This window comes from Haemophilus sputorum HK 2154 (assembly GCF_000287615.1).
Taxonomy (GTDB): domain Bacteria; phylum Pseudomonadota; class Gammaproteobacteria; order Enterobacterales; family Pasteurellaceae; genus Haemophilus_A; species Haemophilus_A sputorum.
The window spans coordinates 1-21,224 of the sequence record NZ_ALJP01000009.1 but is presented as its reverse complement, the minus strand read 5'-3'; the positions used below and the strand labels follow the sequence as shown (position 1 = coordinate 21,224).

The following is a 21,224-nucleotide window of genomic DNA, read 5'->3' as shown; positions in this document are numbered from 1 at the left end:
TCATTTATACACACTAGGAGTTTGTATGCGTATTAAATCACTAGCATTTGCCATTTCAACTGCCCTTTTCATGGTAAATAGTGCTTCTGCCGCTCAACCATTTCAAAAAGAAACTGAAGCTTATAAACAATTTGTGATTGAGCAAATCGATCACTTAGAAGCAGATACACAAAAATTTGTGGCAGCATTAAAAGCAGGTAATGTGGAAGAAGCAAAAAGAATCTACCCGCTTGCCCGTATGTACTATGAGCGTTCTGAGCCTATTGCAGAAAGCTTTGGTGAATTAGACCCACGCATTGATGCTCGTCTTGCCGATCTTCAAGAAGATGCAAAAAGCAACAACAAGCCAAGTGATGAAAAAACCGTTGAAAACGAATGGACTGGTTTCCATAAAATTGAAAAAATCTTATGGACTGAAAACACTACCAAAGGAACAGAAGCTGTTGCTGATCAACTGTTAAAAGATGTAAAAGAATTACGCGCAAAAATCCCAACGACAGAGGTGACTGCAGAATTGATGATCACAGGTGCCGTTGACCTACTTAATGAAGTTTCAACCAGTAAAATTACTGGTGAAGAAGACATCTTCTCTAGAACCGACCTCTACGATTTTAAAGCCAACATTGAAGGGGCTGAAAAAATCTTTGCTTTACTCAAACCAACCATCGTTCAAAAAGATGCTAAATTAGCTAAAGATATTGAATCAAAATTTGCTCATGTAAATACGCTTTTAGCTAAATATAACCAATCTAAAGATGGTTATCACTATGTTGGTTATGACAAACTTACCCAAGCGGATACTAAAGCACTAGCTGAAGCGGTAAACAAATTAGGTGAACCACTTTCTCAAATGGGTATTATTTTAGGTAAATAATCGAGGCAAAAATAATGAAAAAACAAGATTCACAACTTCGTGGGCGTCGTGATTTCATTAAGCAAGCTGGATTTCTTGGTGCCGGACTTCTTGCCGGCACTTCAAGCCTTCCTGCGGTGGCACAAACCACCGCCTCTTCTGCTTCCTCTGCTTGCAATCATGACCATCAACAAACGCCATTTTATGGCACTCACCAAGCCGGTATCACTACGCCTGCGCAAAAACATATCTATTTTATGGTGTTGGATTTACACAGCCAAGACATCAATGAAATTAAAGAAATGTTCCACACTTGGACAAAATACAGCCAAAAACTTACCAAAGGTGAAATGGTAGAAGGTTATAGTGAAAATGGCTATATCCCGCCAAAAGATACAGGTGAAGCAGAAGATCTCCCAACCTACAATCTGACACTGACCTTTGGGGTTAGCCCAAGTTTCTTTAAAAAATTAAATATCGAAAAATTCTGCCCACCAGAATTAGTCGATTTACCACATTTTCCTCGTGATCAGTTACGTGAAGAATATAGCGGCGGCGATATTTGTATCCAAGCTTGCGCAGATGATCCTCAAGTGGCATTCCATGCCGTACGTAATTTAGTGAGAGTGGCACGTAGCCATATCACCATGCATTGGAGCCAATCTGGTTTTAACTCTTTTGATAAACATACCCCTCGTAACTTATTCGGCTTTAGAGATGGCACTGCAAACCATCAACAGGGTGAAGCGCTAGATAAAGTAGTTTGGTATCAAGGTAATAACTGGTTAAAAGAGGGGTCATTCTTAATTGCTCGTCGCGTACAAATGTTCTTAGAAACATGGGATCGCACCAATCTTAATGAACAACAAAATACCTTCGGGCGCTATAAACAAAATGGCGCAGCTTACGGGCAAAAAGAAGAATTTGATAAAGTTGAGCTTGGTACAGATGAAAAGCCAATACTACCAGAAGATTCACATGTTCATTTAGCTAAAAAAGCGGGCATGGAAATCTTACGTCGCTCTTACTCTTATGCTAGCGGTGTAGATCAAAAAACTGGGCAATTTGATACCGGTTTATTATTCATTTCCTTCCAGCATAATCCGGAAAACTTTATCAAAATCCAAAAAATGCTGGGCAATATCGACAAAATGAACGAGTACATTACCCACGTTGGTAGCGGTATTTTTGCTTGTTTCGCAGGAGTAAAAGATCAAGATGACTATCTGGGCAAAGCCTTATTTGAACAAGTTTAATCGTTTTTCCTTTAAAAGCCTCTTGCTATTATGCTTGATGCTATTTGGCGCGCCGAGCTTCGGCGCGCTTAACGTTAGCCATCTGTTTGTTCAACTTTCGGATGTAATGACTGCAACCAAAGAAAATCAAACAGAACAAGCGCAAGCGCAACTGAAAGCCTTGCAACAGGAATTTTCAGCCCTTGAAGCACATCAATCTGAAAAAGGAAAACTGGTCACAGAAGCATTAAATCAGGCTATTTCTCAGCCAGATTTAGATAACTTAGCTGTCCTTTCAAAAGCCTTAGTCGCGTTTGAAAAAGAGCAAAACCCTGTTGATTATACGGCTAAACGCCAACAGTTTGCTAAACGCGTCATGCCAGTTTATCAGCAATTAGCAGATGCGATTAAAGCGAAAAATCTTGAGCAAACACAAGAAACCTACAAGCGTTTTAATAACACTTGGACGGCAAATGAAATGGCTGTACGTGAAAGCAGTATCGGGCATTATGGGAAAATTGAAACTGCAATGACTTTAATGCGAATTGCCATGTTAAGTGATCCTGCCAATTTTGCAGAAATGGAAACGCAATCCCAAGCACTTAAAGCAGCCTTGCTTGATTTTAAAAGTGGCAACGTATTAAAAGTCGAAAAACGCACCGATGCACCAAATACGTTAGCTGAAGGTATTGCCTTGTTAGAGAAAAGCTACGCCGCACTAACACAAAATGATAGTGCAAGTGCACAAGCTGATTTAACCCTATTTATTCAACAATGGCCGATTTTTGAAGGTGAAGTCAGCACCCGTGATGGTGCCCTTTATACCAAAGTAGAAAGTGAATTACCGGTTATTCTTGCTAAAGGTAATACGCTGGAAAATACAGCCAAATTCCAACAATTGATTAGCGAGCTAAAAGCGATTGATGTTTCTGGCAGCTACGGCGTTGTAGATGCCATGCTGATTCTATTAAGAGAAGGGGTCGAAGCATTACTCATTATTATGGCGTTGCTAACCACCTTAAATGTTGCAAACCAACCGAAAGCCAAACGCTGGGTTTATGCGGGTAGCATTCTTGGTATTGTGGCAAGCATATTAGGTGCGATTGCTTTACAACAGCTCTTCCCTGCGATTTCTGCCGGTAGTAACCGTGAAATCATCGAAGGCGGTGTAGGGATTCTAGCCGTTGCAATGATGCTCTTAGTTGGTGCTTGGTTACACTCAAAATCCTCTATTACAGGGTGGAAAAACTTTGTCCAAAAACACGTAAGTAAAGCTTTAGCCACAGGGAGCTTGCTTTCAATGCTTTCGCTCGCTTTTCTTTCGGTGTTCCGAGAAGGGGCTGAAACTATCCTATTCTATGTAGGTATGCTACCACTCATTAGCCTAAATGATTTGCTCCTCGGGATTGGGCTTGCAATTCTCTGTTTAATTGTTTTAGCGTTTGTGATGGCAAAAAGTGCAACCAAATTGCCAATTCATCACCTATTTAAAGTGATGACATTCCTGATTTATGCATTAGGTTTCAAAATTTTGGGTGTCAGTGTGCATGCACTCCAACTTACCAATATTTTACCAACGCATATTGTAGAAGGTTTCACATTCTCCCTGCCTGAAATTGGATTTTACCCAAGTTGGGAAGGCATTGGTGCACAACTGCTCTATCTCTGCCTCATTCCAATTATCGCTAAATGTTTTAACCATTCAGAAAAAGCATAAAGTCAAAGCCTCCGTAAATACGGAGGCTTTCTTTTAAGTGACAAGCGGTCAATTTTCTCAGAAAATTTGCAAATCTTAATGATAACGTTGCATAAATTCACGATAAGCATTTAAAAATGCCTCAAAATCTTCTAAGCCACAAAAAGCAATGCTTTCTTGATCGTAAAATTGCAATCCTTCTTCCATTAAATCCTCATCTATCGGATCTTCCAAATTATTGGCTTTAACGATGACTTCATCGCTATCTAAAATTAACGTATATTCTCGCCCTTCAAAAACCGCTTGGTATTGATTAGGAAATGCCTGTTTACAGCGCTCAATTTCTGTCAGAATAAGCGATAAATCTTTGCTGTTTTCCGTTATTTCAGTATTTAACCAACGGGCAAAAGCCTCATGATCCATAGAACAACGAGCAATCACGCCGTGCATACTATGGGTAAATTGATATTCCATATATTTCCTCATTTAAAATCTGTCATGCCGATAAAGCATTATTCATAAAAAATTTTCTGCCACATTTGCTCAACTTGCTGGCGCATTTCAACGAATTCGGCTTGTGGCACAATACTCGGTTGTCCGAGCAAATTAAGATGATGAATGCGATTGCGCAAGGTCGTATAGCAATGTTTCAGCAATTCCCCTTCAGATTCACTGAGAATGTTACACTCAACCGCAGCATCAAAAATACGCACATTATCCGACCACACCGCCATTTTCGGTGACTGATGCGCATAATTAAGCACCAAATATTGTGCAATAAACTCAATATCCGTAATGCCACCTTTATCGGTTTTTAAATTGAAACTTTCACTATGGTGAGCACTTAAATGCTGATACATTTTTTGGCGCATTTCGCAAATTTCTTGGCGTAATTGACCGCTTGCTCTCTCACTTGCTAGCGTTTTTTGGCGAATTTGTTCAAATTTTTCGGTTAATTCAGCATCACCATAAACACAACGCGCTCGCACCAATGCTTGAGATTCCCACGTCCATGCTTCTGTCTGCTGATAGCTTTCATAAGCACTAAAGGTGCTCACTAATAGCCCCGCTTCGCCAGAAGGACGAAGGCGCATATCGACTTCATAGAGCACACCAGCACTGGTATTTAAGTTAAACATTGCATTGATTTTTTGTGCGAGTTTTAAATAAAACTGATGGTTACTGATCGATTTTTTGCCGCCGACCGTCTCTGCATCTAATGGCGCATTATGCAAGAACACTAAATCTAAGTCTGAATTATACCCCAATTCAATGCCGCCAAGTTTACCATAACCAATTACCGCAAAACCTTGTTCGCCAGCGCCTAAATGTGAAGGCTGCCCAAAACGTTGTTGTACCGATTTCCAAGCCATTTTCACTACAGCACCAATAATCGCCTCAGCTAAATAAGTCAAATGATCACTAATTTTCATCACCGGCAGCACGCCTAAAATATCTGCGCTGGCAATGCGTAAGATATGGCTCTGTTTAAATTGACGAAGGGTATCAATTAGTGCTTCTTCATCATCTTCTGGAATTCGAATCAAAAATTCATTGAGTGCCGTTTTATAATCACTTAATGCAATAACTTGTGTTAGGCTATTTTGAATAATGAGTTGATCTAACAACATTGGATGGCGCGCAATTTGTTCGGCGATCATTATTGACTGGCCACAGAGCGTGAGCAATAGCGGTAGAATTTGATCTCTTTCTTGCAAAAGCTCTAAATAGGTTGTTCGTAACGTGATTTTATCTAGAATATTTAAAATCCTAGGCAGCAATACTAAGTAATCTTCACGCTGACAAATTGCATCAATCACTTTTGGCATGAGTTGAGAGAGTACTTTGCGCCCTCGAACCCCAATTGGGCGCTTAACCCAATCTTGGAATGTTGCTGAAAGTAATTGGAAAATTGTCTGATAATCCTCTGGTTTGACTGGATAATTGAGCAATACGCTTGCTAAATCTTCTTCTGTCATTTCAGCGGTTAAAATATCTTGCCAAACAGCTAATTGCGCATTTAATGGCGTGTCGTCTTCATCATCCTCTTCACCAATAATCTGATTAAACACCGCTCGCACTTGTTGCTGATAACTGTCTAATACCGCTAAAAATGTAGACCAATCTGACATATCGTGTTGAATCCATTGCGCATTTTCGCCACTTCCTTGCCAATATTCACGGCAAGCAAAAATAAGCCGAGCTTGATCTTGCGCATCTGTTGGTAGCGTTTGAGTTTGTTTATCTTCAATCGCTTGTAATACATTTTCTACTTGGCGCAAGAAAAGATAAGCATTGCGCAACTGTTCAACCTGCTCTGCTTGTAATAATTTTAGTGTCGCTAAATGTGGCAACACTTTTAATAAGCTTCGCTCTTGAAGAATTTTATCGCGACCGCCTCTAACCATTTGGAAGGTCTGAACAATAAATTCAATTTCACGAATGCCGCCCGCGCCTAATTTAATATTGTCATTTAGCTGACGACGCACCACTTCTCGGCTGATTTTTTCCTTCATCTCACGCAACGATTGAATCGCACTAAAATCCAAATAACGGCGATAAACAAAAGGACGCAGCATCGATTTCAAATAGCGATGATTGATATTTTGCAGATCTTCACCTAGGATTTTCGCCTTAATCATCGCATAGCGTTCCCAATCTCTTCCCTGCTCTTGATAATAATCTTCCATTGCCGCAAAGCTCAGCACGAGTGCGCCACTATCGCCAAACGGGCGTAAGCGCATATCTGTCCGGTAAACAAAGCCATCTAGGGTAATTTGATCTAATGCCTTAATCAATCGTTGGCCTAAACGAGTAAAAAACTTGCTGTTTTCAATCGATTTACGCCCGCCAACGGTTTCTCCTGCATCTGGATAAGTGAAAATCAAATCAATATCCGAAGAGAAATTCAGTTCATGTCCCCCCAATTTTCCCATGCCAAGAATCAATAACTCTTGTGGCTCACCTAAGCTATTCATCGGTGTGCCGTATTCTTCACAGCAGCGTGCAAAAAGCCAATCTCTAGCACCTAAAATTAACACTTCTGCAAGTTCAGAAAGCTGGCCAAAAATCCAATCTACGGAAGCCAATTTATTCGATTGCAAAAAACTCAGAGTGGCCATTTCACGGTGACGAAACAAACGTAACTGATGTGCCAATGCCTCTTCATCTTCAACCATTGCTAACACTTGCGCCAAACGTTCGGCATAATTGCCTGTGCTTTCAGCTATTGGCACTTTTTTCTGCCACTCGGCAAGCAGTTTCGGCTGTTTTTGTAAGGTTTGTTCAACAAAAGGGGAAAGCATTTGAGCAAGTGCAAGCGGTGAGTTTTGTGCGAGATTTTGCAAATCGGATAATAGCATTGGGCGGCATCCTTAGATTGAATAAAAAAGGGGCATGATTGCCCCACTTGCTGAAATATAAGCGGGGTAAATGTTACCCCAAAATTTTAGAACACTTTTTTAAATGGTTTAATGATGACATCACCATACACACCCGCTTCTACATAAGGATCTTCTGATGCCCAAACTTGTGCATCAGCCAATGAATCAAATTCTGCAATCACGGTTGAACCTGTTACCGTGCTGCCATCTTCACTAGGATTTGGGCCAGCCGTTAATAAACGACCTTCCGCTTGTAATTTTTCTAAGCGGGCTAAATGCGCTGGGCGTACCGCCATACGGGTTTCAAGCATATTTGGATTGTCTTGCGCAAAGATTACATAGTACATGTTCGACTCCTTTTTTGGGTTAAATAGTTTGGTTCAATTTTCAATAAAAAATATTAAGAGACAATACCACGCTCTTCATCGCTTAAACTTTCCATAATACGAATCGCTTCGTCTAATTCTGGATTATTCTCGCGTGGCACAGGAGTTGGTTTGCCTTCTTTATCAATCGCTACATAAGTAAAGAGCGCCTCAGTGACTCTAAAACGTTCATTGATGCCTTGATAAACCTCTTTGATAAACACTTCAACTTTAACTTGCATTGAAGTGCGGCCTAGTTTAACTAAAGTGCCATAGCAACACACCACATCACCTACTGAAATTGGGCGGTGGAAAATCATTTTATCTACGGTTACGGTGACCACACGGCCTTTTGCTAATTCTTTTGCTAAAATCGCGCCGCCCAAGTCCATTTGCGACATAATCCAACCACCAAAAATATCGCCATTTGCATTAGTATCTGAAGGCATTGCTAAAGTTCTTAGTAGTAATTTTCCTTCTGGTTGTTTTGTATAAAGCGTCTGTTTCATTATGACTTTTCCTGTTCTTTAAGATAAGGGTAAATAAAAATGCCTGTCACTAAAGTGGCAACTAAGCTCAACCCTGTCAGTCCAAAAACTTTAAAGGTGTACCAAGCATCACTAGATAAATAATAACTCACATATAGGTTTAACAGCATACAGAGAATAAAAAAGCCTGCCCAACCTAAATTTAATTTTGCCCACACGGCATCCGGTAAACGAATCTCTTTACCTAAAATATGCTTAATTAAAGGGTTTTTAAGCACAAATTGGCTAAATAATAACGCTAAGGCAAAAAGTGCGTTAATTAGTGTCACTTTCCATTTTAAAAATTCATCGTTATTAAAATAAGCGGTTAATCCACCAAAAACAACCACAAAACCTGCGATAAACAGCTGCATTTTTTCAATTTTTCCGTACAGCTTTTTAAGTAAAACTAATTGCACTAGCGTTGCAACCACTAAAACAATCGCCGCTTCTTGAGTGCCAAATAATTTATAAACAACAAAAAAGAGAATCAGCGGAATAAATTCAATCAACTGTTTCATATTAGCCCTCATAAGATTGACGAAGCACTTGATAAAAACGGAAGCCAAAAATCGTTAAAAACAAGGCAAAGAAAATACTGGATCCAATAGAAATTACTTGGAAAACTAAATTCTTACCCAAGTTAGACAATAATGCAGGTAGTAGCTGCGGAATAAGATAAGCGAATACAGCATAGCCTATCATCACTAACATTTTGCCTTTGGTTAAACGCCAAGTTAATTTGACCGCTTGCATTACCGGTAAATTTTCAATCAAGGTCGCATACAGCGCTGGGCATAATCGAAGGAAAATATAGATCCCAAATACTAATAACGGCAAACCAACGACTGAAACGCCATTTCCCATCATATTCCCAACAATAATAGAAGATGCGCCTAAAGAAAGAGGCAATACCGCCAACATGCTCACGCCAATCGCAGCAGGTAAACGAGCAAGTGCCATGCCTACAGATTGAAAGAAATGGCGGAAACTGCCATCGTTGATCGCTTTAATATTTAAAATGATCAACACCGAAACATAAAGATTCAATAAACTGAGTATAATCGCCAATAATGACTGCCCTTGCGTGGGTTCTAATGTAACCGACGTAAATTGTTCTGCCATATAAAGATTAAAAATACTCAATGATAAAAACAAACCAACAGCGATAATCGAAAATTGGGTTTGATTACGTATAAAATTCCAACTCTCTTCTAAAAGTTGTAGAAAATTGATTGGCATAGAAAATCCTTTCCAAAATAAAAGTTAGCAAAGTATAGCAACAGATGGCTTGAAGTGCATTAAAATTTGCCTTACTCTAACAGCTGAATTTCCCTGATTGAGAACTATCATGAACGAAATGCTCAAGGCTGGTCTGCGCTATTTGCAAACTTATCCGAATCAGAAAAAACTCTCGCTTTTTATGCCTGATTATCGTCTGATTCGTTTGGTTAAATTTGCTAACCGTTTTATGCCCGCATTCGCCTGCTTTGCGATTTTATGGCAATACTTTTTTAACGATGCAAGCCAATCCGTGCTCATTAACGCCATCATTACTGCCCTTTTTGCACTTAGTATTCCGTTTCAAGGGCTATTTTGGCTAGGTCGGCGTGCTAACTCTCCGCTACCACTGCATTTTTTAGATTGGTATGAAACCTTGCGCCAAAAACTACTGAGTGAGCAAGTCAAAATCGATGTACAAGCGGTGCCTTCTTACCAAGATTTTGCAAATTTGCTTGCTTTAGCTGAAAAAACGTGGGGCAATAAATACTTCGATGAGTTATAATTCGACCAATTTTAACACCGGCGCAAGCATTGCTTGTGCCTTTTATTTTCACTTTAGATTGAATTGTTATGACTGAAACTGATAAAGATAAAAAACAAAACTACAACCTAAATAAATTACACAAACGTTTACGCCGCAACGTAGGAAATGCCATTGCTGATTTCAATATGATTGAAGAAGGCGATAAAGTCATGGTTTGCCTTTCTGGCGGAAAAGATAGCTACACTTTGTTAGATATTTTGCTAAATCTAAAACTCAATGCACCAATCAATTTTGATATTGTGGCCGTTAATCTTGACCAAAAGCAACCTGGGTTTCCTGAACATGTATTACCAGAATACTTACAAAGTGTTGGGGTGGAATACAAAATTGTTGAAGAAAATACTTATGGCATCGTGAAAGAAAAAATTCCTGAAGGCAAAACAACTTGCTCACTCTGCTCTCGTCTGCGTCGCGGTATTTTATATCGTACCGCAACGGAATTAGGAGCAACTAAAATTGCACTTGGACATCACCGTGATGACATGTTAGCCACACTCTTTTTGAATATGTTCTACGGTGGTAAATTAAAATCTATGCCACCAAAATTGATTTCAGATGATGGCAAACAAATTGTGATTCGTCCATTAGCTTATTGCAAAGAAAAAGATATTGAGAAATACGCCATTGCAAAACAATTCCCAATTATTCCGTGTAACTTATGTGGTTCACAACCGAACTTACAACGCCAAGTGGTGAAAGAAATGTTAAACACTTGGGATCGTCAATATCCAGGGCGTTTAGAAACGATGTTCAGTGCTATGCAAGATATCGTACCTTCTCATCTTTGTGATCCGAAGTTATTCGATTTCAAAGGCATTAAACATGGTCAAATCATTGCGGGGGTTGAAGGAGACACTGCATTTGACGAAGAAGAACTACCAGCCGTTCCAGCTGCACTTGAAGCAGATGATGACAACGACTATGCAGATAATGGCTTAATTCAATTTAAGTCTGTCGCATAATGTAAGAAAGGGTTGAATTCAATTATTGAATTCAACCCTTCTTCGTTTAACGAACAATGCTGTTAACTAAAACAACTTACTTCCCCACCCCAGCTTTGAAGCAAGTACTGTAAAATAATTATAATCTTTTAAATGTAACAACTTTAATTTCGCACTACTTTTTCGAACAACTATGCGATCGTCTGGAGTAAACGGCAGATCAACTTGTCCATCACAACTTACCTCTAATGCTAGCTGTTTATGTTGTGCAAAACGCATTGAGATATGGCTTTCTCCATCAATAACCAACGGACGAGAAGAAAGCGTATGCGGATACATCGGTACCAATGCAATCGCATTCATATTAGGAGTCAGGATTGGCCCACCTGCAGAAAGCGAATATGCCGTAGAACCAGTTGGGGTTGCAATAATTAATCCATCAGAAAGTTGAGTAAAGGCAAATTTACCATCAATATACACTTCAAATTCAATGGTTCTGGTCACTTGGCTTGGGTGAATGACCACTTCATTGAGCGCTTTACTGCTAGCAATTTTTTTACCATTACGCTCAACAATTGCTTCAAGTAAAAAACGCTCTTCTAGTTCATATTCACCTTTTTCTAAACAGCTATAAAGCTGCTCAAAAGCAAATTGTGGTGCAATATCAGTTAGGAAACCTAAGTTACCACGGTTAATGCCAATCAATGGCACTTGATGTGGTGCGAAATAACGCGCCATTCCTAGCATATTTCCATCACCACCAATCACAATAATGAGATCAGCTTTTTGCCCAATCTCCGCTAATTCTGTTGAATTAGGTAGATTGAGTGATTGGGCAATTTTAGCTTCTACAAGAATCGTATAATGACGATCTTTAAGCCAATTATATACCGCTAAATGCGTTTCTAATGCGCTTTCATAGCGCGGTTTTCCAACAATTCCAATTGTCTGAAAATGTCTATTTTTATTCATTGTTGCTCTACTTATATTGATAGCCTTAAGCTAATCAAAGAAAATTTCAGCTTTTAACCCGCCCAAAGAACTACGAGACAAAGCAAAACGTAAACCATGTAAGGTTAAAATACGCTGAATAATCGAGATACCTAAACCACTGCCTTTTTTATCTTGTTCAGACTCTACAGGGCGATCTGCAGGGCGATAAAAAGGTTGACCGAGTTTAGCTAGATGTTCATCACTCACCCCCTGTCCATTATCTTCAATAATGAAGCTTTTGGGGCTTAATGTTAATTGAATTAGACTTTTCTCTGGCGTGTAGTTTATTGCATTCTCAAGCAGATTACGCAATACCATCGCTAATAAAGTCCCTTTCCCTTGTTGCCCTTTAGGAATTCCAATGCAATTAAATTGAATATCTGAACCTTTTAATTCTGCTTGATGATAGCACTGACTCACACCTTGCTCAATCCATGTTTGCCAGTTAATCTCTTCTAACGAATCAAGCTCCGTTAAACTTTCTAATCGAGACAACGTTAACAACTGATCCATAAGTTGTGTGATTTGATCGATACCCCCCAATAAATTGTTTAATGCACGCTTATGTGCCTTAGGATCATCTTGTGTCATTTGTGCAATTTCAGTTTGAATTCGTAAACCTGCAAGTGGGCTGCGTAACTCATGCGCTGCATCAGAAGTAAAGCGGCGTTCACGATTGAGCATCGTATGGCTACGTTCAAAATAATGATTTAAGCTTGCGACCAATGGCTGGATTTCTTTTGGTAAAGATGGAACCATTATTGGATTCGTATCATCTGGTTTACGTTGTAAAACTTGTTGTTCTAATCGTCTTAACGGTGAAAGTTCTTTAGAAAGTATGCTACCAATAGCAATCAACAATAAAGGTAACGCAATTACACCTCCCCATAACTTAGAAAGCATCATTTCCATGATAATATCATCGCGATAATCTAACTCCTGCGCTACAGCAATATATACATCGTTAGATTTTAACCAGAATATTCGCCACGCTTCGCTTTCATCATCATCGGCCTCTAAAATTTGACTAGTATGAAACCCTTTTTTAGGAGTAAAAGCAATAAATTGCCCGTTACGCCCATCGTTCATAATCAGATCACCACGTTCGGTAAAAACTGCAAAAGCCAATGCATCATCATCAACATGCTTTTCATAACGTTTTTCAGGCTCTTGAACTTCATGGAAACCTTGCATTAAATTAGAGGAAGCGAGCCGTTCAGCAAAAAAAACCAACTGGGTATCAAATTGGCGATTCATCTCTTTTTTAAAACTGACACATTCAATGGCCGTCGCAATCAGCCAAATCAACAGCGTAATACTGGATAACGCAAGCATTAGCCGTAACCGCAAACTTTTATTTGCCCAGATTTTATTCATCGCTATTCCCTAATTTATAACCAATTCCATGCACCGTTTTAATCCAGCTTTTGCCTAATTTCTTACGTAAATTATGAATATAAACCTCAAGCGCATTACTGCTTAGCTCACTATCCCAACTATATAATTTTTCTTCAATCATTGTTCTAGATAGCACTCTTGTTTGATTATTTGCAAAGAGCTCTAACAATTTAAATTCTTTAGCTGTTAATGAAATTGGCTGATTATTGAGCATGACAGTATGTGCATTTTGATCAATTACTAATGAGCCAATTGTTAAATTCGTGCTGCTTTGCTGATAACGGCGGCGAGCCAAAGCTTGCAATCTGACAACAACTTCCATTAGCGCAAAGGGTTTACATAAATAATCATCTGCCCCCGCTTGAAAACCAGAAATTCGTTCATCTAAAGTATCGCGAGCAGTCAGAATCAAAACAGGTGTATCTTGGTTTTCTTTTCGCCATTTTTTTAAAATATCCATACCATCCATTTTTGGTAATGTCAGATCTAAAACTACGGCATCATAATCTGTCATAAATAGCGCTTCAAATCCTTGTTTACCATCTTCAAACCAATCCACAACAAATTGCTGTTTAGTTAGCCCTAATTTTAGGCCTTCTCCAATTAGCCTATCATCTTCAATCAATAATACTCGCATCGAATTTCCTCATAGAACAAGCGGTCGATTTTGCAAAATTATTTACAAAAACGACCGCTTGTGGCTCATTTATTGTGATTTTCAACCACATCAATCTTTGTACTAAAACTATTAAATCAAGAAATGCTTAAAGAAATCTTAAGCTAAATGATTTTTTTATTTTAATACCAATATCCAGAACCCAAACCAATATGATGACGTCCCCAGCCATAACCATATCCCACTGATGGATAAATAGCTGGTACTGACTGTATTCTTACTTCTTTAGAACGACGATCACTTTGATTTAAAGCTTCATTATTCGCAGGATTATTTTTATCAATCGTTTTGCCTGTTGCAACACGATGCTGATAAGCTGCTACGGCTTGCATATCCATTGGCACAGAACTTTGCTGTGGCGGTGTAGAACAAGCTGCAAGCAAAGCTATTGAACTGCATAACATTAATTTTTTCATCATGATTCCTTATAAATTGCAAAAAATCTATTTTTTAGACCGCTTGTTATGCGATTTTATCCTAAATTATAATAAAAAAGGACGCCAATGGCGTCCTAATTTTTATCTAACTTTAAAATTAAAGTGCAGATTTTGCTTTTTCAACTAATGCAGCAAATGCTACTTTATCGAATACAGCGATGTCAGCTAAGATCTTACGGTCGATTTCAACAGATGCTTTTTTCAAACCATTGATGAATTTGCTGTAAGATAAACCGTTTTGACGAGCCGCGGCGTTGATACGAGCAATCCATAATTGACGGAATTGACGTTTACGTTGACGACGGTCACGGTATGCATATTGACCAGCTTTAATTACTGCTTGGAACGCAACGCGATAAACACGTGAACGCGCACCATAATAACCTTTAGCAGCCTTAAGAACTTTCTTATGGCGTGCTCTTGCAATAACACCACGTTTTACACGAGCCATTATTAAATCTCCTAATGTATATTAAAAACTAAAATTCACTAAAGTACGTCTTCACGCAAACGCTTATGCGTATGGTAAACACGCTACTACTAATACTTGGTCTGCTTTCGCTACCATTGATTTGTGGCGTAAGTGACGTTTACGTTTAGTGGTTTTCTTAGTCAAAATATGACGTAAGTGAGATTGTTTACGTTTGAAACCGCCAGAAGCTGTTTTTTTGAAACGCTTAGCAGCACCACGTACTGTTTTAATTTTAGGCATTGTTAAAAAACTCCGCATTGTTTTTGGTTTAAATGAATAATCAGGCGAACTCTTGCGAATTACTTGCTAGCACTAATTACACTACTTTGCGATTTACATCGCCATCTAAAAAGCAACTCAGGCTGCTGAGTTTGCCTGTTTGCTTTAGTTTTTCTTATTTACACAGAAAAACTTGGGCATTATACTTTTTTTTTTATTTTTTTCAATATAATTTTGATGTTTCTTCACTTTTATAGAGAATATTGTGTATGAAAACCAAATTGATGTTGATGAAGACGAAAAGAATTATAAAAAATCTTGTGAATGGGAAAGCAAAGAAGGCTGTGAGGCATTAAAAAAGCTAAAATAAAGGCATTGCACACAAAGTAAAAAAGCAACCTCAAGGTTGCTTTTTTATTGTTTATTATTTCTTCTTCGGTGCAATCACCATAATTGCTTGGCGACCTTCCAGTTTACCTGGTGCAGCTTCAACCACTGCAATTTCTGCAGTATCCTGTTTTACACGCTCTAACACATCCAAACCAATGTCTTGGTGCGCCATCTCACGACCACGGAAGCGAACGGTAATTTTTACTTTATCGCCATCTTCTAAGAAACGAAGAATGCTACGTAATTTAACTTGGTAGTCACCTTCATCAGTACCTGGACGGAATTTAATTTCCTTCACTTGGACTACTTTTTGCTTTTTCTTTTGCTCTTTAGCCGCTTTTTCTTTTTCGTAAATGAACTTACCGTAGTTCATAATACGACAAACTGGTGGTTCAGCATTAGGGCTAATTTCCACTAAATCTAATTCCGCTTCCTCTGCTCTTGCTAACGCATCTTGAATGGAAACGATACCAACTTGTTCGCCATTTTCATCAGTTAAACGAACTTCTTTCACACCACGAATTTCATCGTTAAGACGATGTGCACGATTCGATTGTACACGTTTGACAGGTTTAATAATTCTAGTCCTCTAGTTAGTTTGCATTTGCAATTTTGTTTTATGCAACAAAATTGAATATTCCGTCGTAAATTCGACATAAACGTTGTGGATTTTAAAGGATTTTATTTTATTATGCAATAACAGAGCGCATTCTTTCGTAATACGGTGAAATAGCGTAAAATAGCAAAGTTTAATTTTTACCTTTATTTAGGAATCTCAATGGCATTTAGCTCATTACTTACATTATTAGATGACATTACTGCAGTATTAGACGATGTTTCCATTATGTCTAAGGTTGCAGCAAAGAAAACTGCCGGTGTTATCGGAGACGATTTGGCACTGAATGCCAATCAAGTTAGTGGTAAAGATATTCGACCAGAACGAGAATTACCGATTGTTTGGGCTGTTGCTAAAGGCTCCCTTATCAATAAAATCATTTTAATTCCACTCGCCTTACTACTTTCTATTTACCTACCTCAAGCCATTACAGTGTTATTACTATTAGGTGGCGCTTATCTCTGTTTTGAAGGTGCAGAAAAAGTACTCCATTCACTGTTTCATCGAAAATCCTCTGAACATCATGAAGCAGTATCTGAGGCTAGTAAAATTAAAGGTGCAATTCGTACTGATTTTATTCTTTCAGCAGAAATCATCATTATCGTATTGGGTACAGTACAAGATTCCTCTACATTAACAAAAATCCTTACCCTTTCCGCAATCGGCTTCGGCATTACTATTTTTGTTTACGGATTAGTTGGGCTCATCGTAAAACTAGATGATATTGGTTTATGGATGCTAGAGAAGAAAAATGCGTTAGCTAAAATGGTTGGAAATAGCATTATTTTTCTCATGCCATGGTTGATGAGAAGTCTCTCTATTTTAGGCACTATCGCCATGTTTATGGTTGGAGGAGGCATTTTCTCACATAATCTTCCATTTGTTCATCATTTTATTGAGCAATTAAATCTATCCCCCTTATTATTCTCACTGAGTGATTTTATTGTAGGTGCATTAGTTGGCTTGTTGCTTTGTTTAATTAGCTTACCTATTCTCAGATTATTAAAAAAATAATTTTAACTTTAATACAGAAGAAGACTATTATGGAAAAATTAACCAGTTACATTATTTATGACGCTGAAAAGGCTGAGACGCTTAACCATTTTTTAAAATGCGCAGATAATTCTGTTGTTATCCCGATAACTGCCATAAGTAAAGAACAAGTTAAATTATTAGGTAATTCATCAGCATTATTTAATATAAATAAAAATAATGAAGAGCGTAATAGATTGGTTAATGACAAAGAAATTGCTCGTACGCTTTCTCATATTCAATGCTGGAAAGCTATTGCTGAAAATGAACAGTTACAAGAGAATGATTTTGCCTTAATTGCTGAAAGTGAAATACAACTCGTTGAGAATTTTACTCAACTTGCTATCAACTATGCTAATAAATATCCTGATTATGGAATTATAAAATTACAGCACGACGGTGCTCATCGTTCTGGAGAGCGCTTATTTCAAACTGGTGATGAACCCTATGCCATAATTTATGGCGATACTAATCAATATAACTATGGTTGTTCACTATATCTCATTCGTAAAGATGTGGCTAAAAAGTTAACTACCCTTTTAAATGAAACTAAGCCCTATTGGCTTGCTGATCAATTCACCGCATTTTACGATCCTAAAAACATAGCCCAAGCTTGTTATTTATTAGGTAAACTGCCTCAAAAAACATTACAACCCAAAATAGAAAATCCCCTATTTAGTATTATCGTGCCTATCTATGATGTTGAGCGTTACCTAACCCAATGTATTGAATCTGTATTAGCACAAGATTACTCCAATTATGAACTCATTCTCGTTGATGATGGTTCTCCAGATAATTCTATTGATATTTGCATCAAATATGCTAAACAATATTCTAATATTGTTGTTATCCATAAAATTAACGGTGGATTATCTGATGCAAGAAATGCAGGCATTCAAATAGCTCGAGGAGAGTATTTAATGTTTTTAGATAGTGACGATTATTGGGAAGGCACAAATATTCTTTCTGACCTTGCTAATATTTCGAAAGAAAATCCAGATCTTATCACCTATGACCTTACATTTAGTTATAAAGATAATAAAAAAGAACATTATCCTATTTCTAAAGATGGGTTAAGCGGGAATTATATTACTGACTTTTATCTATTAACTAATCGAAATATATATAGACCTTCAGCATGTAATAAGGTAATTAAAAGAAAAATCATCATCGATAATCAACTTTTTTTTCCAAAAGGAAAAAATCATGAAGATTTAGATTGGAGCTTTAATCTTGCTCCGTATATCTTAAGCTATGCAATTTATGATAGCTATTTTTATACCTATAGAACTAAACGATTAGGATCAATTACTGAATTTGTGAAGCCTAAAAACACTAAAGATTTAATAGATATTGTACTAGAAAAACTAAATAAAATTGAAAATATGAAGAATTCGCCTTTAGCTAAAGGACTTTGTGAATACTTAATTAAACAAAAACAGTTTATCTATGATTCTTTCACATTACTGGCTGAAGAACATCAAAAAACATATCAAGATGAATTTAACAAGTTGAAAGAGTTACTCACAAACATAGATAAATAAATCAAAAAAATCCCTCGGGCTGAGGGATTTTTGTTAATCTCACTAAGAAAATAACCGCTTGATTTCTTTCTCATATAAATAGATATTTATTGGATTTGTCGGTAACTGAGAATCCAAGTATTCATTTGCTCTTTTTACATATTCATCATGATGTTTATCATGGTTATCAATCACATCAAGTAATACTTTCGCGCCTTCAAATGCATCAAACTGATCGTAATAATAACCTACACCTTTAGGGATTAGTTTTGAATTATGAATAAATGGATAGCCACCATACAAAGCATCATTATAGGCATAATTCAAACCATTTTCCCACTGATGACTTAACACTATATCCACATAACGCGTCAAAAAATCTGGCATTTGATAACGCTTTTCTACTGTCATCACACCATTTTTAACTAACTCTGTTCTACCTATAAAATTAAAAAAAGTTGGATTATCTTTTTTATCATAAGTATTACACATATAAACATTTTTTATTTTATCTGGCTGTTCACGATAAGCTTGCTCCGCAATCAATATCGGGGTAAAACAAGTTTTTACTACATTAATATTCGCTTCAAAAGATGCAATTCGTTTTGCTTTTTTATCTGGATCAGGTTGATAGCCAAAAGTTAAATTGTGCTCATCTTTAATCTGTTTAATTACTTTATCACAAAAAATTGGAGACCAAATTGCCGGTACAACATAAGCTGAACAGCGATACATTATTGAAAAATAAGATTTACAAGTATTTTCATGTTGTGGAATCATCCAGACTGCATCAAATAAGGTTCCATTAAAGACTCTGCCGGCTTTCTTATCAAAAAGAAAATATTCCATGTCCATAATAAAATCATTACCCATTTTATAACAAACCACTTTTCCACCATGTTCATGCATACGAGCCACTTGATGAGGCTCAATAATCAATGAACCTTCAATTAACACATCTAATTGATCAATAACATCTTCAATATAAGCATATTTAAGATTCAATCCATCCAACATAAATCCTTCTGGAGGTGTGGTTCGTTTCTCTGGCCCCCAAGATACTAAAACCACATCTTCTACAATAGATGAATGTTGAAATAAATGAAAAAGATGAATGACATTTTGATTAGCGCCATTCGCCCAAATATCGGTCACATCAGATTCTAAATTAAATGTAATCCCAATTTTATATTTACGCATATTTTTAATCCTGTTTCTTTCTAATTTTATTATCTGATAGCTTTCACAAGCGGTCTTATTCTAGTCAAATTTTACAAATAAAAACCATCAAATAATAAAATCACTCGGGTTACCCCGAGTGATTTATTCACTAATTAGCGCTTAATTACCATTGGTAACCAACACCTGCGCCAACATTGTAGTCACCTTGTGTAGTTGCCGCACCACTCACTTTGAAGATAACACGGTTGTTATCGCTCGCACGAGAGTAACCTACAGCTACCGCACTTTGACCTTTGTAGTTACCTACACCAAGACCAAGCACTGAGCCACCTGGTTTAGTCACTTGTGGAATATTCGCTGCAGCTGTTGCTCCTGCGATACCACCACGAAGTTTCTTATCAGTTTTCTTCAATTCGCTACGAACTGCACCAACTGAACGATCAACATATTGTTTATTCGCTGCATCAGTGCTACGGATTGGATCCGCAACATTCGTTACACGACGCTCATTGCCTTGGCTACCTACTGAAACAGTATTCGCTTCATTTGCTACAGAGCCTTGACCAAGTGCTACAGAGTTATTTGCAGTAGCTTTAGCACCTTGACCCACAGCTGTTGAGTTTTTACCTGACGCTTGTGAGTTATTGCCTAACGCAGTGCCGTTTTCACCACTTGCATTTGAACCATAGCCCACAGCTGTTGCATCTTTACCTTTCGCTTTCGCACTATCGCGTTTGCTGGTGTTATCAGCTGCAGATGCTGTTTTACCGTCTTTACTGATCAAACCAGAATCTTCAATACGTTTCACTGAAGTTTCTGCTGCTGTTGCAGAAGATGCTGCTGCTGTTGCTGAAGAACCTGCTGCAGTTGCTGATGAACCTGCTGCTGTTGCTGAAGATTCTGCTGCTGTTGCAGATGAACCTGCTGCTGTTGCAGATGAACCTGCTGCTGTTGCAGATGAGCCTGCCGCTGTCGCTGATGAACCTGCCGCTGTCGCTGAAGATTCCGCTGCTGTTGCAGACGAACCAGCTGCTGTTGCAGATGAGCCTGCTGCTGTCGCTGAAGATTCTGCTGCTGTTGCAGATGAACCTGCTGCTGTTGCAGATGAGCCTGCTGCGGTTGCAGATGAGCCTGCCGCGGTTGCTGATGAACCTGCTGCTGTTGCTGATGAACCTGCTGCTGTTGCAGATGAGCCTGCTGCTGTCGCTGAAGATTCTGCTGCTGTCGCAGATGAACCTGCTGCTGTTGCAGATGAACCTGCTGCTGTTGCAGATGAGCCTGCCGCTGTCGCTGAAGATTCTGCCGCAGTTGCAGATGAGCCTGCTGCTGTCGCTGAAGATTCTGCTGCTGTTGCTGATGAACCTGCTGCTGTTGCAGATGAGCCTGCTGCGGTTGCAGATGAACCTGCTGCTGTTGCTGAGCTTTCAGCTGCTGTTGCAGATGAACCTGCTGCTGTCG

Annotated in this window: 22 protein-coding genes; 7 read left to right on the top strand and 15 right to left on the bottom strand. The window is 38.3% G+C overall.

The genetic code is table 11. The features are described from left to right. Positions 1-25: 25 nt before the first annotated feature. The 3 genes from efeO to HMPREF1128_RS02600 are packed head-to-tail and all read left to right on the top strand — an operon-like array spanning position 26 to position 3,805. The gene (gene efeO, locus HMPREF1128_RS02610; RefSeq protein WP_007525020.1) at positions 26-874 is read left to right on the top strand and encodes an iron uptake system protein EfeO; all 849 of its coding nucleotides are present in this window, start codon (positions 26-28) and stop codon (positions 872-874) included. 14 nt (positions 875-888) lie between these two features. Beyond that, entirely contained in the window at positions 889-2,109 is a 1,221-nt protein-coding gene (gene efeB, locus HMPREF1128_RS02605) for an iron uptake transporter deferrochelatase/peroxidase subunit (RefSeq protein WP_007524879.1), read from the top strand. Beyond that, positions 2,072-3,805 carry an FTR1 family iron permease gene (locus HMPREF1128_RS02600; protein WP_035530078.1) on the top strand — a complete coding sequence of 578 codons (1,734 nt, stop codon included), beginning with the start codon at positions 2,072-2,074 and terminating at the stop codon, positions 3,803-3,805. Before efeB ends, HMPREF1128_RS02600 begins: the two co-directional genes overlap by 38 nt. A 75-nt stretch (positions 3,806-3,880) precedes the next feature. Here the strand turns inward: HMPREF1128_RS02600 and HMPREF1128_RS02595 are convergent, their stop codons facing one another. From HMPREF1128_RS02595 to HMPREF1128_RS02570, 6 genes are all read right to left on the bottom strand, one after another. Beyond that, positions 3,881-4,258: a YacL family protein gene (locus HMPREF1128_RS02595; protein ID WP_007525442.1), complete on the bottom strand. Its 378-nt coding sequence runs from the start codon at positions 4,256-4,258 to the stop codon at positions 3,881-3,883. Between the two features lie 38 nt (positions 4,259-4,296). Then, positions 4,297-7,146, bottom strand: a complete 2,850-nt coding sequence (glnE, locus tag HMPREF1128_RS02590; protein WP_007524765.1) for a bifunctional [glutamate--ammonia ligase]-adenylyl-L-tyrosine phosphorylase/[glutamate--ammonia-ligase] adenylyltransferase — start codon at positions 7,144-7,146, stop codon at positions 4,297-4,299. An 86-nt stretch (positions 7,147-7,232) separates the two neighbouring features. After that, positions 7,233-7,514, bottom strand: coding sequence for a YciI family protein (locus HMPREF1128_RS02585; protein WP_007524104.1), 282 nt, complete (start codon positions 7,512-7,514; stop codon positions 7,233-7,235). A 53-nt stretch (positions 7,515-7,567) separates the two neighbouring features. Beyond that, positions 7,568-8,041, bottom strand: a complete 474-nt coding sequence (gene yciA, locus HMPREF1128_RS02580; RefSeq protein WP_007524439.1) for an acyl-CoA thioester hydrolase YciA — start codon at positions 8,039-8,041, stop codon at positions 7,568-7,570. After that, positions 8,041-8,580 (bottom strand): septation protein A, encoded by a 540-nt coding sequence (locus HMPREF1128_RS02575; protein WP_007524642.1) that lies wholly within the window; start codon positions 8,578-8,580, stop codon positions 8,041-8,043. The genes yciA and HMPREF1128_RS02575 overlap by 1 nt, the downstream gene beginning before the upstream one ends. Before the next feature lies 1 nt (position 8,581). Continuing rightward, on the bottom strand, positions 8,582-9,301 hold the full coding sequence (locus HMPREF1128_RS02570) for a hypothetical protein (RefSeq protein ID WP_007524301.1): 720 nt from the start codon (positions 9,299-9,301) through the stop codon (positions 8,582-8,584). Between the two features lie 109 nt (positions 9,302-9,410). On the opposite strand from HMPREF1128_RS02570, the gene yfbV reads away from it, so the two are divergent. Beyond that, positions 9,411-9,845, top strand: a complete 435-nt coding sequence (gene yfbV / locus HMPREF1128_RS02565) for a terminus macrodomain insulation protein YfbV (protein ID WP_007525357.1) — start codon at positions 9,411-9,413, stop codon at positions 9,843-9,845. 68 nt (positions 9,846-9,913) lie between these two features. Beyond that, complete coding sequence (gene ttcA, locus HMPREF1128_RS02560) at positions 9,914-10,849, top strand: tRNA 2-thiocytidine(32) synthetase TtcA (protein ID WP_007524998.1); 936 nt, start codon at positions 9,914-9,916, stop codon at positions 10,847-10,849. Between the two features lie 66 nt (positions 10,850-10,915). Here ttcA and HMPREF1128_RS02555 read toward each other — a convergent pair whose 3' ends face one another. The 7 genes from HMPREF1128_RS02555 to infC all read right to left on the bottom strand — a co-directional run bounded on the left by HMPREF1128_RS02555 (position 10,916) and on the right by infC (position 15,990). Beyond that, on the bottom strand, positions 10,916-11,800 hold the full coding sequence (locus HMPREF1128_RS02555; RefSeq protein WP_007524885.1) for an NAD(+) kinase: 885 nt from the start codon (positions 11,798-11,800) through the stop codon (positions 10,916-10,918). A 30-nt stretch (positions 11,801-11,830) separates the two neighbouring features. Next, on the bottom strand, positions 11,831-13,198 hold the full coding sequence (locus HMPREF1128_RS02550) for an ATP-binding protein (RefSeq protein ID WP_007525045.1): 1,368 nt from the start codon (positions 13,196-13,198) through the stop codon (positions 11,831-11,833). After that, positions 13,191-13,856, bottom strand: coding sequence for a response regulator (locus tag HMPREF1128_RS02545; protein ID WP_007524445.1), 666 nt, complete (start codon positions 13,854-13,856; stop codon positions 13,191-13,193). Before HMPREF1128_RS02545 ends, HMPREF1128_RS02550 begins: the two co-directional genes overlap by 8 nt. 161 nt (positions 13,857-14,017) lie before the next feature. Beyond that, a complete protein-coding gene (locus HMPREF1128_RS02540; RefSeq protein ID WP_007524585.1) occupies positions 14,018-14,311 on the bottom strand; it encodes a YajG family lipoprotein in 294 nt (97 codons plus the stop codon). Between the two features lie 118 nt (positions 14,312-14,429). Beyond that, positions 14,430-14,783 (bottom strand): 50S ribosomal protein L20, encoded by a 354-nt coding sequence (gene rplT, locus HMPREF1128_RS02535; protein ID WP_005596075.1) that lies wholly within the window; start codon positions 14,781-14,783, stop codon positions 14,430-14,432. Between the two features lie 63 nt (positions 14,784-14,846). Further along, positions 14,847-15,044, bottom strand: coding sequence for a 50S ribosomal protein L35 (gene rpmI, locus HMPREF1128_RS02530; RefSeq protein ID WP_005596065.1), 198 nt, complete (start codon positions 15,042-15,044; stop codon positions 14,847-14,849). 403 nt (positions 15,045-15,447) lie between these two features. Then, positions 15,448-15,990, bottom strand: coding sequence for a translation initiation factor IF-3 (gene infC / locus HMPREF1128_RS02525; RefSeq protein WP_081466978.1), 543 nt, complete (start codon positions 15,988-15,990; stop codon positions 15,448-15,450). A gap of 201 nt (positions 15,991-16,191) precedes the next feature. Here infC and HMPREF1128_RS02520 point away from each other — a divergent pair, with 201 nt between their 5' ends. Beyond that, positions 16,192-17,043, top strand: coding sequence for a DUF808 domain-containing protein (locus tag HMPREF1128_RS02520; protein ID WP_007525143.1), 852 nt, complete (start codon positions 16,192-16,194; stop codon positions 17,041-17,043). 29 nt (positions 17,044-17,072) lie between these two features. Next, positions 17,073-18,605, top strand: a complete 1,533-nt coding sequence (locus HMPREF1128_RS02515; protein WP_007524916.1) for a glycosyltransferase — start codon at positions 17,073-17,075, stop codon at positions 18,603-18,605. Positions 18,606-18,647: 42 nt separating this feature from the next. Here the strand turns inward: HMPREF1128_RS02515 and HMPREF1128_RS02510 are convergent, their stop codons facing one another. Both HMPREF1128_RS02510 and HMPREF1128_RS10370 read right to left on the bottom strand, forming a co-directional pair. Continuing rightward, complete coding sequence (locus HMPREF1128_RS02510; protein ID WP_007524697.1) at positions 18,648-19,784, bottom strand: DUF2827 family protein; 1,137 nt, start codon at positions 19,782-19,784, stop codon at positions 18,648-18,650. A gap of 145 nt (positions 19,785-19,929) precedes the next feature. Then, positions 19,930-21,224, bottom strand: a 1,295-nt coding sequence (locus HMPREF1128_RS10370) for a YadA family autotransporter adhesin (RefSeq protein WP_007524913.1), incomplete at its 5' end; no start/stop codon positions are given.